This is a genomic window from Streptomyces sp. NPDC002092, assembly GCF_053593775.1.
On sequence record NZ_JBSFDG010000016.1, the window covers coordinates 237,129 to 251,599 of the forward strand.

The 14,471-nt window shown below is 70.3% G+C and carries 14 protein-coding genes and 1 pseudogene; 8 read left to right on the forward strand and 7 right to left on the reverse strand.

Annotation, left to right across the window (positions count from 1 at the left end):
• Positions 1 to 3 precede the first annotated feature (3 nt).
• From ACWCRD_RS33350 to ACWCRD_RS33360, 3 genes are read left to right on the forward strand one after another with little or no spacing between them, the layout of a single operon-like run.
• Entirely contained in the window at positions 4 to 921 is a 918-nt protein-coding gene (locus ACWCRD_RS33350; protein ID WP_450969467.1) for a carbohydrate ABC transporter permease, read from the forward strand.
• 10 nt (positions 922 to 931) lie between these two features.
• Positions 932 to 2,281, forward strand: coding sequence for an ABC transporter substrate-binding protein (locus ACWCRD_RS33355; RefSeq protein ID WP_450969468.1), 1,350 nt, complete (start codon positions 932 to 934; stop codon positions 2,279 to 2,281).
• 29 nt (positions 2,282 to 2,310) lie between these two features.
• Positions 2,311 to 3,510 (forward strand): Gfo/Idh/MocA family protein, encoded by a 1,200-nt coding sequence (locus ACWCRD_RS33360; RefSeq protein WP_450969469.1) that lies wholly within the window; start codon positions 2,311 to 2,313, stop codon positions 3,508 to 3,510.
• A 25-nt stretch (positions 3,511 to 3,535) separates the two neighbouring features.
• On the opposite strand, the gene ACWCRD_RS33365 is transcribed toward ACWCRD_RS33360, so the two are convergent.
• Entirely contained in the window at positions 3,536 to 4,234 is a 699-nt protein-coding gene (locus tag ACWCRD_RS33365) for a L,D-transpeptidase family protein (protein ID WP_450969470.1), read from the reverse strand.
• Positions 4,235 to 4,399: 165 nt separating this feature from the next.
• Positions 4,400 to 4,858, reverse strand: a pseudogene (locus ACWCRD_RS33370) (SDR family NAD(P)-dependent oxidoreductase); the annotation flags it as partial.
• A 49-nt stretch (positions 4,859 to 4,907) separates the two neighbouring features.
• Here ACWCRD_RS33370 and ACWCRD_RS33375 point away from each other — a divergent pair.
• Positions 4,908 to 5,444 carry a hypothetical protein gene (locus tag ACWCRD_RS33375; RefSeq protein WP_450969471.1) on the forward strand — a complete coding sequence of 179 codons (537 nt, stop codon included), beginning with the start codon at positions 4,908 to 4,910 and terminating at the stop codon, positions 5,442 to 5,444.
• 2 nt (positions 5,445 to 5,446) lie between these two features.
• Here the strand turns inward: ACWCRD_RS33375 and ACWCRD_RS33380 are convergent, their stop codons facing one another.
• The 4 genes from ACWCRD_RS33380 to ACWCRD_RS33395 form a co-directional block, all read right to left on the reverse strand.
• Positions 5,447 to 6,361, reverse strand: a complete 915-nt coding sequence (locus ACWCRD_RS33380) for an SDR family oxidoreductase (RefSeq protein WP_450969472.1) — start codon at positions 6,359 to 6,361, stop codon at positions 5,447 to 5,449.
• Positions 6,362 to 6,436: 75 nt separating this feature from the next.
• Positions 6,437 to 6,811, reverse strand: coding sequence for a DUF4180 domain-containing protein (locus ACWCRD_RS33385; RefSeq protein ID WP_450969473.1), 375 nt, complete (start codon positions 6,809 to 6,811; stop codon positions 6,437 to 6,439).
• A 20-nt stretch (positions 6,812 to 6,831) separates the two neighbouring features.
• The gene (locus ACWCRD_RS33390) at positions 6,832 to 7,461 is read right to left on the reverse strand and encodes an MBL fold metallo-hydrolase (protein WP_450969474.1); all 630 of its coding nucleotides are present in this window, start codon (positions 7,459 to 7,461) and stop codon (positions 6,832 to 6,834) included.
• Positions 7,461 to 8,546 carry an S-(hydroxymethyl)mycothiol dehydrogenase gene (locus tag ACWCRD_RS33395; protein ID WP_450969475.1) on the reverse strand — a complete coding sequence of 362 codons (1,086 nt, stop codon included), beginning with the start codon at positions 8,544 to 8,546 and terminating at the stop codon, positions 7,461 to 7,463. Before ACWCRD_RS33395 ends, ACWCRD_RS33390 begins: the two co-directional genes overlap by 1 nt.
• Positions 8,547 to 8,732: 186 nt before the next feature.
• Between ACWCRD_RS33395 and ACWCRD_RS33400 the strand changes: the two genes are divergently transcribed.
• A complete protein-coding gene (locus tag ACWCRD_RS33400; RefSeq protein WP_450969476.1) occupies positions 8,733 to 10,484 on the forward strand; it encodes an ABC transporter ATP-binding protein in 1,752 nt (583 codons plus the stop codon).
• Positions 10,485 to 10,569: 85 nt separating this feature from the next.
• Here ACWCRD_RS33400 and ACWCRD_RS33405 read toward each other — a convergent pair whose 3' ends face one another.
• Positions 10,570 to 11,412: a (2Fe-2S)-binding protein gene (locus tag ACWCRD_RS33405; RefSeq protein WP_450969477.1), complete on the reverse strand. Its 843-nt coding sequence runs from the start codon at positions 11,410 to 11,412 to the stop codon at positions 10,570 to 10,572.
• 205 nt (positions 11,413 to 11,617) lie between these two features.
• Between ACWCRD_RS33405 and ACWCRD_RS33410 the strand changes: the two genes are divergently transcribed.
• The 3 genes from ACWCRD_RS33410 to ACWCRD_RS33420 are packed head-to-tail and all read left to right on the forward strand — an operon-like array spanning position 11,618 to position 14,462.
• The gene (locus tag ACWCRD_RS33410; RefSeq protein WP_450969506.1) at positions 11,618 to 12,610 is read left to right on the forward strand and encodes a FecCD family ABC transporter permease; all 993 of its coding nucleotides are present in this window, start codon (positions 11,618 to 11,620) and stop codon (positions 12,608 to 12,610) included.
• Positions 12,607 to 13,656 (forward strand): FecCD family ABC transporter permease, encoded by a 1,050-nt coding sequence (locus tag ACWCRD_RS33415; RefSeq protein ID WP_450969478.1) that lies wholly within the window; start codon positions 12,607 to 12,609, stop codon positions 13,654 to 13,656. Before ACWCRD_RS33410 ends, ACWCRD_RS33415 begins: the two co-directional genes overlap by 4 nt.
• Entirely contained in the window at positions 13,653 to 14,462 is an 810-nt protein-coding gene (locus ACWCRD_RS33420) for an ABC transporter ATP-binding protein (RefSeq protein WP_450969479.1), read from the forward strand. The genes ACWCRD_RS33415 and ACWCRD_RS33420 overlap by 4 nt, the downstream gene beginning before the upstream one ends.
• Positions 14,463 to 14,471: the final 9 nt, after the last annotated feature.

Here is a 14,471-nt window from a genome sequence, read left to right on the forward strand (position 1 = left end):
GACATGGCTGCCGTAGCAACCACCACGACCGTACGGCCCACCAGGCGCCGCACCTCCCTCGGCCGGATCGTCGCCTGGACGGTGATGGCCGCGATCCTGCTGATCACGCTGCTGCCGTTCTACTGGATCCTGCGCACCGCGCTGTCCACCAACACCGCGCTCGCCGCCCATCCCGGCAACCCCCTGCCGGTGGACCTCACGGCGGGCGGCTTCGAGCGGGCGCTGGGCCTGCAGTCGGCCAAGGAGGCGATCGCGCAGGGCGGCGCCGGCGGCGGGCTGAGGTTCTGGCGCTATCTGCTCAACTCGGTGATCGTCTCGACGCTGATCACCGTCTGCCAGATCTTCTTCTCCGCCATGGCCGCCTACGCCTTCGCGCGCCTGAGGTGGCGCGGCCGGGACAAGGTGTTCGGGCTGTTCCTCGCCGGGCTGATGGTGCCCGCGATCTTCACCCTGCTGCCGAACTTCGTGCTCATCAAGCAACTCCATCTGGTGGACACCCTGTTGGGCATCGCCCTGCCGACGATGTTCATGACGCCGTTCGCGGTGTTCTTCCTGCGCCAGTTCTTCATGAACGTCCCGCGCGAGGTCGAGGAGGCCGCCCTGCTGGACGGCGCCGGGAAGGTACGGGTCTTCTTCCGGGTGCTGCTGCCGATGGCGTCCACGCCCATCCTCACCCTGGGCGTGCTGACGTACATCACCTCCTGGAACGACTACTTCTGGCCGCTGATGGTGTCCTACAGCGACAGCTCCCGGGTGCTGACGGTGGCGCTGGCCATCTTCCGGGCGCAGACCCCGCAGACCGGCTACGACTGGTCCGGTCTGATGGCCGCGACCCTCATCGCCGCGCTTCCGATGCTCGTGCTCTTCGGGTTCTTCGCCCGCCGCATCGTCAGCACCATCAGCTTCACCGGGATCAAGTAAGGGGACTGGCATGCGATTTCGGATGCGAAGCGCCGTGGCGCTGACCGGCGCGCTGGCGCTGTCGATGGTCGCCGGGTGCGCGAAGGGCGCCGGCGCGGGAGCGGGCGCGAACACGGTGACGTACTGGCTGTGGGACTCCAACCAGCTGCCCGCCTACCAGGCCTGCGCCAAGGGGTTCGAGAAGGAGAACCCGGGCCTGGACGTGAAGATCAGCCAGATGGGCTGGGGCGACTACTGGACCAAGCTGACCGCGAGCTTCATCGCGGGCACCCAGCCCGACGTCTTCACCGACCACATCCAGAAGTTCGGCCAGTTCGCCGATCTGAAGGTCCTCGAACCGCTGGACGATCTGGGCATCGCCCCAGCCGACTACCAGCCGGGGCTGGCCGACAACTGGCTCGGAAAGGACGGCCACCGCTACGGCGCGCCCAAGGACTGGGACACGGTCGCCCTCTTCTACAACACGAAGATGGTGAAGGCGGCGGGCCTCACCCCGGAGCAGCTCAACTCCCTGTCCTGGAACCCGAAGGACGGCGGCAGCTTCGAGAAGGCCATCGCCCACCTGACGATCGACGTGCACGGCAAGCGCGGCGACGAACCGGGCTTCGACAAGCACCACGTCAAGGTGTACGGCCTCGCGACCGGCGGTGGCGGCGACGGCGACGGACAGACCCAGTGGAGCAACTTCGCCGCGTCCGCCGGGTGGAGCTATGCCGACAAGCAGCGCTGGGGCACCAAGTACCAGTACGACAGCAAGAGCTTCCAATCCGTGATCAAGTGGTACTTCGGCCTGGCGAAGAAGGGTTATCTGGCGCCGCTCACGGACTACAGCGCGGGCGCCAACCCGGCCAACGCGCAGGTGGCCGCGGGCAAGGCGGCGACCGCCTTCGACGGGGCCTGGATGATCTCCACGTACTACGCGACGAAGAGCATCAAGGTCGCCACCGCCCCCACACCGGTCGGCCCGACCGGCAAGCGGGCCACCATGATGAACGGCCTCGCCGACTCCATCACCAAGAACGCCCACAACAAGCAGGGCGCCAGGAAGTGGGTGCGGTACCTGTCCTCGGACACCTGCCAGAAGATCGTCGGCCGCTACGGCATCGTCTTCCCCGCCACACCCGACGGCACGAAGGCTGCGGTTGCCGCCTACAGGAAGAACGGCATTGACGTCACGGCGTTCACCGAGCCGGTCGCCGACAAGAAGGACTTCCGGACCTTCACCTTCCCGATCACCAACTACGCGGCCGACGTCACCGCGCTCATGGCCCCCGCCATGCAGGACATCTACGGCAGCGGAAAGTCCGTCACCAGCCTCGACCGGACCAACGACCAGATCAATCTCATCCTCTCGCAGTGATGTCTCGACCAGTGAAGGGCACGCCTCACATGACGTTCTCGCTCGGCATCGTCGGTGCCGGCCAGTTCTCCGGCCAGTTCGCCACCCTCTTCCAAGCCCATCCCGGCGTCGGCGACGTCTATGTCACCGACCTCCTTCCCGAACGGGCCGAACAGCTCGCCACGGCACAGCAGTTGGCGGGCACCTTCCCCTCGTACCAAGCGATGCTGGAGTCGGAGGCCGTCGACGCGGTCGCCATCTTCACCCAGCGCTGGACCCACGGGCCGCTGGTCCTGCAGGGCCTGGGCGCCGGCAAGCACGTGTACTCCGCGGTCCCGATGGCGATAACCACCGAGGAGATCGCCGCCATCATCGACGCGGTCAGGGCGACCGGGCTGACGTACATGATGGGTGAGACCAGCCAGTACAACCCGGCGACCGTGCACGCCCGCAACCAGATCGCCGAGGGCGCCTTCGGACGGATCTTCTACGCCGAGGGCGACTACGTCCACGACATGGACCTCGGGTTCTACGAGGCCTACCAGTACAGCGGCGGCGAGAACTGGAAGCAGACCGCCAGCTATCCCCCGCTGCTCTACCCCACGCACTCGGTGGGCGGTGTGCTCGGCGCCTGGCAGACGCACGCGGTGAGCGTGTCGGCCATCGGGGTCGTGGACGAGCGCGGCGACGGCGTCTTCGACAAGGAGGTCAGCCAGTTCGGCAACGACTTCTCCAACGCCACCGCGCTGTTCGAGGTGGCGGGCGGCGGATCGTTCCGTACGAACGAGTTCCGGCGGGTGGGCTATCCCTCGCACATCCGGGAGTCGCGTTTCCGGTTCTTCGGGACCGAGGCGAGCATGGAGCAGCTCGCCACGGTGGCCCTGTGGCAGGACAAGAAGGGGGTGAAGGACATCAGTGAGCTGCTGGAGCCCAAGCCCACCCTGTCTCCCGACGATCCGTCACTCCAGCACATCGCGCCGGATCTGCGGGCCGCCTTCACCTCGGGTTCGGCACCGGTGCACGACCGGGCGCGGCTGCCGCGGGAGTTCGACAACCTGCACAACGGGCACGAGGGCAGCCACCACTTCCTCGTCGACGACTTCGTGACCGCCGTGACCACGCGGTCGCTGCCGTCGGTGAACGCGTGGGTGGCCGCCCGCTACACCCTGCCGGGCATCGTCGCGCACGAGTCGGCGCGGCAGGGCGGGGTCAGGCTGGAGATCCCGGACTTCGGGGACGCCCCGCAGTAGGCGGGACGCCGGGCCGGGTGCCTGCTCAGGTGCCCGGCTTGCGGCCGTAGACGAAGACGTCGTCGCCGGTCTTCAACAGGTCCCAGTACTTCTTGGCCGTGGTGGGGGTCATGTTGACGCAGCCGTGGGAGCCCGGCGGGTTCCACATGCTGAGGTTGACCGAGTGGAAGGCCTGGCCGCCGTCGAAGAACTGGCTGTAGGGCATGGGCACGTTGTAGATGTTCGAGACGTGGTTCTTGTCCCGCCAGTAGATCTTCTTCAGGCCGGTGCGGGTCTCGTAGCCGTCGCGGCCGGTGCGGACCGGGACGGGGCCGTAGACGAGCCTGCTGCCGTCCTGGATCCAGCTGAGCTGGAGGGTGAGGTTCACGCAGGCTATGCGGCCCTTGTTGGTCGGGCAGGCGCCGCCCCTGTTGGGGTTGTTCCCGACGGCCTTCTGCTTGTTCATGAGGTCCATCACGCCCCAGGTGACGGAACCCGCGTATCCGATGTTCGGGGTGATGCCGTGCTTGGTCTGGAAGGCCTTGATCGCCTTGCAGTCCGTTGCGGACTGCTTGCCGTCGACGGTCAGGCCGAGGAACTTCTCGACCTGCTTCTGGTAGGGCCCGGTGCTCGTGGTGCAGCTCGTGGACGCCTGGGCCGACCCTGCGCCCAGTGCGAGTGTGAGCGGCGCCACCAGTCCGGTGATCCCCAGTACGACGGCACCCCGTCTGCGTATGTCCCCCATGGCCTGCCTTGCCTTTCGTGCGGTCGGATTCGGTCAGATCTGCACTCTCTGCCAGCTAGACCGGCGTCCGGCGCGATCGGTTGCAAGGCCCCCTCACGATGCGACGAAACGGTGACATTCGCAGTGCCGCAGGTCACAGCGTGATGCATGCCCCAGGGGCGGGCCGTCCGCACCCGCATTGGCGGAACCGATGCTGACGACGGCGCCGCGGCCGGAAGCGGCCAGGCGCGGAAGGGCTGGGCGACAGCAGCGGTAGGCGCCGGTCGAGGTGATGTCGAGATCGCGGTCCCAGGCCTCGTCCGAGCCGTCCTCGAACAGCGGGGTGCCGGGGGTGCAGCTCGCCGCGCTGTTGACCAGGACGTCCAGCGAACCGAAGGCGTCCACGGCATGCTCGACGGCCGCCTCCACCCAGGACCGGTCGGCCACGTCGCACCCCAACGTCTCGGCGGCCAGGCCCTGTTCACGCAGCACAGCCGCGGTCCTGGCCGCCTCGCATGCGTCAACGTCGGTCAGCAGAACCCGCGCCCCTTCCCCGGCCAGCCGCCGGGCGACGGCGGCTCCGATGCCGCGGGCGGCGCCGGTGACGAGAACTCCGTACCCCTCGAAACGCTTGGTGTCAGCCATGGGCCGAAGCTACTCGCCGGGCGATCGACGAGGCAGGTACGGTGCGGCCATGTCCGCGTTCATGCAGCAACTTCCCGCGCTCATAGGTGTCGTGATCGGCGCGCTCGGTTCCTATCTGGCGGTTGTACGGGGCGACCGGGCGCGGTTCCAGCGGGAGCGGGCGGCTCGGTGGGAGGAGCGGCGGCTGACTGTGTATGCCGACTATGCGCGGACACTCAAGCAGACCATCCACCTCACCTACCGGGTGGCGTCCCACCTCGGCAACGACGGGCATCCTCACCCCCTGTCACCCGAGGAGGCAGCGCCCTTGTTCGCCGAGGCCAATGTCGCCCGGGACCCGGCCGGGGAGGCATTGATCCTGCTGGGCAGCACCGAGGTGGTGAACAAGGCGCGGGTCTGGGTCACCGCCGTGCTGGAGATGGAGCGGTTCCTGCGCGAGGGCACACGGGACCCTCAGGCCTGGCGGGACCTGCTGGAGCGGCAGCGGGCCGGACGTGAGGGCTACTACGTTGCCGTACGCGACGATCTGGCGCTGCCGCCCGGCCATTCGGCCCGTTGGCCGCTGCCACCCGTGAACTCCGCCTGAACTCACCGGTATCCGGTCGGGTCCGCCGGCTTCCCCGCGTCCTGGACCTCGGCGATGTACCGCCAGGCGTCCGGACGGCTGCCGTCGAGGTCCGTGAAGCCGTACTCCCGGGCGAGTGAGCCGCTGGAGAGGGACGCGCCGTTCCACCGCGCCACGTCGGGGTCGGCGGCTAGGGCGGTGACGGCGCGGCCCACGTAGTGCGGGGTCTCGGAGATGGCGAAGTGGGGGACGCTTTTGAGGGCGTCGCGCCAGTTGTCCTCGCGGACGCCGAACTGGTCGAGCATGATCTCCGAGCGCAGCCAGCCGGGTGTCAGCGCGACGGCCGTCGCCCCGCACGGTCCGAGTTCATGGGCCAGGGCGAAGGCCATGCGCAGCACGGACGCCTTGGCGAGGTCGTAGAAGAAGGAGACGCGGTAGGTGTCGCGGTTGTACTCGGCGGTGCCGTCGGTGACCTCGACGACCAGGCCGCCGGGGTGGCGCAGCAGGAGGGGCAGTGCGTGGTGGCTGGTGATCGCGTGGGTCTCGACGGCGAGCCGGAGCAGCCGGAGTCCGTCGTCGAGGTCGTGCTCCCAGAGGGGCCTGTCCCAGGCGAAGAGCTTCTCGCCGCCCCAGATGTCGTTGACGAGGACGTCGAGGCGGCCCTGTTCGGCCGCGATGCGGTCCACGAGGGTGCGGACCTGTACGGGGTCGAGGTGGTCGGTGGGTACGGCGATGCCCTGGCCGCCCGCCTCGGTGACGAGGTCGGCGGTGTCCTCGATGGTCTCGGCGCGGTCGTACTCCGAGCGCTGCGCACGGGTGGTGCGTCCGGTGACGTAGACCGTGGCACCGGCGGCACCGAGTTGCACCGCGATCCCGCGGCCCGCGCCCCGCGTCGCCCCGGCGACCAGCGCCACCGTGCGCTTCAGTGGTGCGGACATGTCCGGCCTCCCCTTTCCCTGCGGCTGCTGTCCCTGTCGAGGGTGCCGGGGAAGCCGGACATCTTCTGTCGCCTTTTACGGTCGCAGTCTCGCGGCGAGGGCGTCCTCGTCCGCCAGGAACCAGATGTGGCTGCCCTGGTTGGTCTCGTGGACGAAGTCGCGCAGTGCCGAGCTCTCGGCAAGGTGCCGGGAGAGGTCGCCGACGAGGGCGAGCCGCACCCGGTAGTTCACGAACTTCTGCATGACGGCGCCCGCGATCCCGGACCGCAGCCGGAAGAATTCGTCCGCCACCCGCTCGACGGGCAGCGCGACCAGCTGCGCGTCGTACCCCATCGCGTCGCCGATCAGATCGAGGGCGGCCTGTTCACCGTCGAGCAGCGGGCCGTCGGGCGTACAGCGCAGGACGCGTACGCCGTGGAGTTCTTCGAGCGTTCCGGAGGTCGGGGTCATGGGACGTGATCCTAGGAGTTTCAGTGGCCGCGGGTGATCCATTCCTCCAGGTGGGGCGCTTCGGCTCCGATGGTGGTCGGATCGCCGTGGCCGGTGAGGACCTTGGTCTCCGGAGGGAGGGTCAGCAGGCGGTCGCGGATGGAGTCGATGATCGTCGGGAAGTGGGAGTAGGAGCGGCCGGTCGCGCCGGGGCCGCCCTGGAAGAGGGTGTCGCCGGTGAAGACCGCGGCCAGGGCGGGGTCGTACAGGCACACGGCCCCCGGCGCATGGCCCGGGGTGTGGAGGACCGTCAGGTCGACCCCTGCCGCCTCGATGACCTGGCCGTCGGCCAGGTGGGCGTCGGGGTCGCGGTCGGGGTGGGTGAGCTTCCACAGCGGCAGGTCGTCGGGGTGCAGCCAGACGGTCGCGCCGGTGCGGTCGGCGAGCGCGGGCGCGGCGTCGATGTGGTCGTTGTGGGCGTGGGTGCACACGATGGCCGCCAGGCGGCGGTCGCCGACCGCTTCGGCGATGGCGTCGGCGTCGTGGGCCGCGTCGATGACGATGACCTCGTGGTCGTCGCCGACGATCCACACGTTGTTGTCGACCTCCCAGGTGCCGCCGTCGAGGCTGAAGGTGCCGGAGGTGACGAGGCGTTCGATGCGTGCGGTCATCACAGCACCACCACCGAACGCAGCACGTCGCCGTGGTGCATCCGCTCGAACGCCTTCTCCACGTCGGTGAGTCGGATGGTCTCGGTGACGAACTTGTCCAGCGGCAGGCGGCCCTGCAGATGCAGGTCGATCAGCATCGGGAAGTCGCGGGAGGGCAGGCAGTCGCCGTACCAGGACGACTTCAGCGATCCGCCCCGCCCGAACACGTCCAGGAGCGGCAGTTCGAGCTTCATCTCGGGAGTGGGCACTCCGACGAGGACGACCGTGCCGGCGAGGTCGCGGGCGTAGAAGGCCTGCTGGTACGTCTCCGGGCGGCCCACCGCCTCGATGACGACGTCGGCGCCGAAGCCGCCGGTCAGCTCGCGGACGGCCGCCACGGGGTCGGACTCCTTGGAGTTGACGGTGTGCGTGGCGCCCATTTCCCGTGCCTTGGCAAGCTTCCGGTCGTCGATGTCCACCGCGATGATCTTCGCGGCGCCCGCAAGGTTCGCTCCCGCGACCGCCGCGTCACCCACGCCGCCGCAGCCGATGACGGCTACCGTGTCACCGCGCCCGACGCTTGCGGTGTTGATCGCCGCGCCGATGCCGGCCATCACCCCGCAGCCCAGCAGCCCCGCCACCTGCGGGGCGACGCTCGCATCCACCTTCGTGCACTGCCCCGCCGCAACCAGGGTCTTCTCCGCGAACGCGCCGATGCCCAGCGCCGGGGACAGCTCGGTGCCGTCCTCCAGGGTCATCTTCTGCTGGGCGTTGTGGGTGTTGAAGCAGTACCAGGGGCGCCCGCGCAGACAGGCCCGGCAATTCCCGCACACGGCTCGCCAGTTGAGGATCACGAAGTCGCCGGGGGCGACGTCCGTGACGTCCGCGCCGACCGACTCCACCACACCGGCCGCCTCATGACCGAGCAGGAAGGGGAAGTCGTCGCTGATACCGCCCTGCTTGTAGTGCAGATCGGTATGACACACCCCGCACGCCTGGATCCGTACGACCGCCTCCCCCGGACCGGGGTCCGGCACGACGATCGTCTCCACCCGCACCGGCTCGCCCTTGCCCGGTGCGATCACGCCGCGTACTTCCTGCGCCATGGCGTTGAACCTTTCGTCTGCGGATGCTTTCGTCTGCGGATGTCCGCGCTTACGACCCTAGGGGTGACTGATCAGTAACGGCGCCGGAGCCCGCCGCGTCCGTGCGGTCCCCGGCCGGGAGCGGCCGCGCCTCGGGGGCGGGCGCCGACGTAGCCTGAATGCTCCGCCCGACTCCCGAGGAGCGCCGTGAGCATCGCCGAGCCCGAGCCCCGACCACCCGCCTGGCGGCTGCTCCTCGCCTATGTACGACCGCACCGGTGGGCCCTGCTGACCGGCGCACTGTTGTCGCTGGTCACGGGGGCCACCGGGCTGCTGCTGCCGCTGGTGGCCAAGGGGCTGATCGACGATCTGTCGCACGACCGGGCCATCACCGGCGCACTGCTCGCCATGTCGGGGCTGGTGGTCACCAACGCCGCGCTGGGCGCGCTCGGTTCGTATGTACTGCGGCGGACCGCGGAGTCGGTGGTGCTCGGCGCGCGGCGCGCCGTGTCCTCGTATCTGCTGCGGCTGCGCATCCCCGCGGTGGACCGCAGCGAGCCGGGCGATCTGATGGCCCGCATCACCTCGGACACCACGCTGCTGCGCGAGGTGACGACCGATTCGCTGGTCGGCCTCGGCACGGGCGGGCTCACCCTCGTCGCGACGGTGGTGATGATGGGACTGGTGGACCCGGTGCTGCTCGGCGTCACCCTGTGCGTGATCCTCGGGGCGGGCACGGTGCTCGGGGTGATCGTGCCGCGCATCAACCGGGCCAGCCGGCAGGCGCAGGACGCGGTCGGTGTCATGGGGGCCTCGTTGGAGCGGACTCTCGGCGCGCTGCGCACGGTGAAGGCGTCGGGCGCCGAGGACCGCGAGGAGCGAACCCTGCACGAGGCCGCCGAGGAGTCGTGGCGGCAGAGCGTGCGCGCCGCCAAGTGGTCGGCGGCGGCGGGCAACACAGCCGGCCTCGCCATGCAGATCGCCTTCATCACGGTGCTCGCGGTGGGCGGGGCCCGGGTGGCGACCGGGGCCATCCAGATCGGCACCCTGGTGGCGTTCCTGCTGTACGTCTTCTATCTGATGTCGCCGATCCAGCAGGTGGTCGGTGCGATCACGCAGTACCAGACGGGTGCCGCCGCTCTCGCCCGCATCCAGGAGGCGCTGAGTCTGCCCTCCGAACCGGCGGCCCGGCCCGCCCCGTTGCCCGCTCCGGGCACCGAGCCGGCTGCGGTCGCCTTCGACGAGGTCCGCTTCCGGTACGCCGACGATCTGCCGTACGTCCATCACGGGGTGACGTTCGCCGTGCCGGCTCGTGGCATGACCGCGTTCGTCGGCCCGTCCGGCGCTGGCAAGACGACGGTGTTCTCGCTCATCGAGCGGTTCTACGATCCCGAGTCCGGGACCATAACCCTGGACGGAATCGCCCTGCAGGACTGGGAGTTGCCGAGGCTCCGTTCGGCGATCGGCTATGTGGAGCAGGACGCTCCCGTGCTGTCGGGTTCACTGCGGGACAATCTGCTGTTGGGCAATCCGGATGCGGACGACGACGCGGTGACCCGTGTGCTGAAGACCACCCGGCTGGACGCTCTGGTCGCCCGGCTGCCCGGCGGCCTCGACACACTGGTGGGGCACCGGGGCACCAAGCTGTCGGGCGGTGAGCGGCAGCGGGTCGCCATCGCCCGCGCGTTGCTGCGCCGGCCTCGGCTGCTGTTGCTCGACGAGGCGACCTCGCAGTTGGATGCGGTGAATGAGGCGGCGCTGCGGGATACGGTCGACGATGTCGCCCGGACTACCACCGTGCTTGTTGTTGCGCATCGGCTGTCCACCGTGACGATGGCTGAGCGGATCGTGGTGATGGAGGCGGGGCGGGTGCGGGCGGTGGGTACCCATCGGGAACTGGTTGCAGGGGATCCGCTGTACGCGGAGTTGGCGGCTACACAGTTCCTTGCCACCAACTGATTTGTTCGTTTGTCTGCGGCGTCGTCGTGGCCGGTCGCGCAGTTCCCCGCGCCCCTTGAGGGGCGCTCCAACGGCCGTCTCCTTCTCAGTTCTGGAGTCTGCGCAGGCGCTCCGTATCGCTGGTGCGGGGGCAGGTCGCGCACGCCTCGGTGGGGCGGATTGCGTAGAACATGCAGCAGCCAGTACGCGTGCGCGTGGCGTGCCGTCGGCCGTCGTCGGCCACCAGCCGGCGGAAGTCGGCGCCTGCCGGGTACGGGGGCACGGCGGTCGGGAGGACTTCGGTGGCGGCTCGTACGGCTGTGGTCTCCTGGCCGAGCATGCGGCCGAGGTACCAGATGCCGGATACGAGGTCGTCGGCGACCAGACCCCAGAGGGAACGCGCGCCGCGTCGTGCGACGGGGCCGATCGCGGACAGCAGCGGGCGCATGTGGTCGGCCGTCGACATGCGCAACGCGGCTCGCAGGGACTCTTCCTGAGGGGCCGTCAGTGCACCGGGAAGCGAGGCGAGGGGGTCGCCGGGCAGACAGGCGAGCTCGGTGCCGGGGGTGATCGTGTACGCACCCGTTGCGAGGTGCAGTCGCAGGTCCTCGGGGCGGATGCGGGGTACGCGCCGTTCGAGGTACCAGGTCCCGCCCAGCAGGACGCCGAGGGTCCAGGCGTAGTCGTGCAGGGCGCGTGAGGCGGCGACGTCGCGGCGGGCGGTGACGCCGTATCGGGCGTGGATGCGGGCCGCCTCGGCGTCGACGAAGGCGTCGAGCACGCTGCGGTCCGACGCCAACTCGGCTGCCGTGACCGCGGCCTGCGGCTCGTGGCCCGGCTCGGCGACCCGTACGTCCAGCGGTTCGCAGATGTCGGCGAGTCTGCGGTAGGCGGCGCCGAGGGCATGCGTGACGGCACCGGCGGACGGGGTCTTCAGAGCCACGGACATGGGCGCTCCAGCACAGGAAGTTCAAAGCGAACCGAGAAGGTAAGGCTCACCTTACTTCACGGCGGGGCGAGGGTGATCAGCAGGGCATTCACTGGTGCTGATCATGGAACCCCCACGTCAGCGTCATCTCGCGATTGAAAAGTAAAGGAAGGCTAGCCTAAGCTCACGGCTTGTGACTGCGACCCGACCGGGCGCACCTGTCGGTGTGCCGTCCCCTGCCCTCAGACACCTCCCCCTGTTCCTCGCCGGACTGGGCGCCCTGGTGCTCTGCACCGCGCTGAGTCTCGCGCTCGGCGCCCGGTCGGTGCCCCTGTCCACGGTGGCCGACGCACTGTTCGGCCACGCCCAGGGCCGGGAGGCGCTCGTCGTCACCGGGCTGCGGCTGCCGCGCACCGTCATCGGTCTCGCGGTGGGGGCCGCGCTCGGGGTCGCCGGGGCCGTCGCGCAGGGCATCACCCGCAATCCGCTCGCGTCGCCGACCACCCTCGGCATCAACGCGGGCGCCGGTTTCGCGGTCGTCGTCGCGATCTTCGCGCTGAAGCTCAACGACCCTGTGCAGTACGTGTGGTTCGCGTTCGCCGGGGCCGCGGGCGCCGCCCTCTTCGCCCAGGCGCTGGCCCGCCGCGCCGGGGACATCGATCCCGTACGGCTCGCCCTCGGCGGCACCGTGCTCCAACTGGTGCTGCTGTCCTGGACGTCGGCGGTGATGCTGCTGAACCAGCGCACCCTCGACGAGGCCCGCTTCTGGCTGGCCGGATCCCTGTCCGGCAGGCCCCTCGACGTGCTGTGGCCGGTCCTGCCGACCCTGCTGCTCGGCCTGGTGGTCGCCCTCGCCGTGTCACCTGCTCTCAACGCCCTTGCCCTGGGCGACGATTCGGCCCAGGCGCTCGGGGTGCCCGTGGCCCGGATCCGGCTGGCCGGCGGCATCGCGGTGGTCCTGCTCGCCGGATCGGCGGTCGCCATGGCCGGGCCGGTCGCCTTCATCGGCCTCGCCGCGCCCCATCTCGTACGTCCCCTGCTGGGCGCCGACCACCGGCTGCTGGTGCCCGGCTGTCTGATCGCAGGACCGCTGCTGCTGCTCGCGGCCGATGTCCTCGGCCGCATGGTGATCCGCCCCTCGGAACTGGAGGTCGGCATCGTGACGGCGTTCCTGGGCGCGCCCCTGCTCGCGCTGCTGGCCCGGAAGGTGGCCCGATGACCGCCGCCGTCGCCACCGCCCCTGCCAAGTCCCTGCCCCGCATCCGGATGCGCCGCCGTGTCCTGGTGTTCGCCGCCGGCGGACTCCTCCTACTGTTCGTGCTGCTCACCGTCTCCCTGACGACCGGCGAGATGCCCATGCCCGCCGGCACGGCGCTGCGGGCGCTGGTCGGGCTCGGGGACTCCGGGGACGTACTGGTGGTGCAGCAGTTCCGGGCGCCCAGGGCGGTGGCGGCGATCGTGGCCGGTGCCGGTCTGGGAGCGGCGGGCTGTGTGCTGCAGCGGCTGTTCCGCAACCCCCTGGCGTCTCCCGATGTCATGGGCGTGACAGGCGGGGCCTCGCTGGGTGCGGTCGCGCTGATCGCCGCCGGGGCCTCGCAGACGCTGATCCCCCTCGGCGCGCTGGGCGGCGGCCTGCTCTCGGCGCTGCTGCTGGGGGTGTTCGGCTGGCGGTCCGGGCTCCCCGTCACCCGGCTGGTGCTCACCGGGCTCGCCGTGCAGGCGGGGCTGGCCGCCGCCGTGAACCTGATGATCGTGCGCTTCCCGGCCGAGCTCGCGGGTTCGGCGCTGCAGTGGACCACCGGCTCGGTGTACGGGCGGACATGGCCGGAGGTGTGGGGGGCGGCCGGAGCCATGGTGCTCGCGTTCGCCACCGCCCTCGTACTGCACCGGCGGCTGGCCGTGCTCGACCTCGGGGACGAATCGGCCGGGGCACTGGGCCTGCGGACGTCCGCCGCGCGTCTCCAACTTCTTTTCGTCGCCGTGGCGTTGGCGTCGCTCGCGGCCGCGCTCGCCGGTCCGGTGACCTTCGTCGCGCTCGCCGTGCCGCACCTCGTGCGCCTGGTCACCGGTCCGCCGACGGCCGCGTCCCTGGGGCTGGCCGGTCTCACCGGAGCGGTGCTGCTGCTCGCCTCCGACCTGGTGGTGCAGCACCTGCTGCCAGTCGAGGGGCTGCCGGTCGGGGCGGTCACCGCCACGCTCGGCGCGCCCTGGCTGCTGGTGCTGATGTTCCGGCAGAGCTCACCCGTCCAGAGGAGCCACGCATGACCAACCAGTTGCAGACCCAGGGCCTCGATCTGCGCTACGGCGACCGGCTCGTCGTCGGCGGGCTCGATCTGACGCTGCCGGGCGGTGACGTCACGGCGATCGTGGGGCCCAACGCCTGTGGGAAGTCGACCCTGTTGCGGGGGCTGAGCCGGCTGCTCGCCCCGTCCGCGGGCACTGTCACGCTGGACGGCGCGGACATCCACCGTATGTCGGCGCGGACGCTCGCCCGCCGGATGGGACTGCTGCCCCAGCAGCCGGTCACCCCCGAGGCGATCACCGTCGAGGCGCTCGTACGCCTGGGCCGGTATCCGCATCAGCGGCTGCTGAGCCCCTGGTCGGCGGCGGACCAGCGGGCGGTGGACGAGGCCCTGGAGCGCACCGGCACCGCGTCCCTGCGCGACCAGCCCGTCGACCGGCTCTCCGGCGGTCAGCGTCAACGCGCCTGGATCGCACTGGCGTTGGCGCAGGACACCGAGCTGCTGCTGCTCGACGAGCCGACCACCTTCCTCGACCTGCGGCACCAGCTCGACGTCCTCGACCTGGTGGCCGCCCTGCACGCCGAGGCGGGCCGCACCGTGGTGATGGTGCTGCACGACCTCGGACAGGCCGCCCGCTACGCGGACCACATGGTGGTCCTCAAGGAGGGCCGCCTCGCCGCCGCCGGCGCCCCGGCCGACGTCCTCGACGCGGACCTGGTCAGGTCCGTGTTCGACGTGGACTGCCGGGTGATCCCCGACCCGGAGACCGGCACCCCGCTGGTCGTCCCGAAGAGCAGCGCGGTCCGGCAACCGGCCGCATCCGCCTGACCCACCACT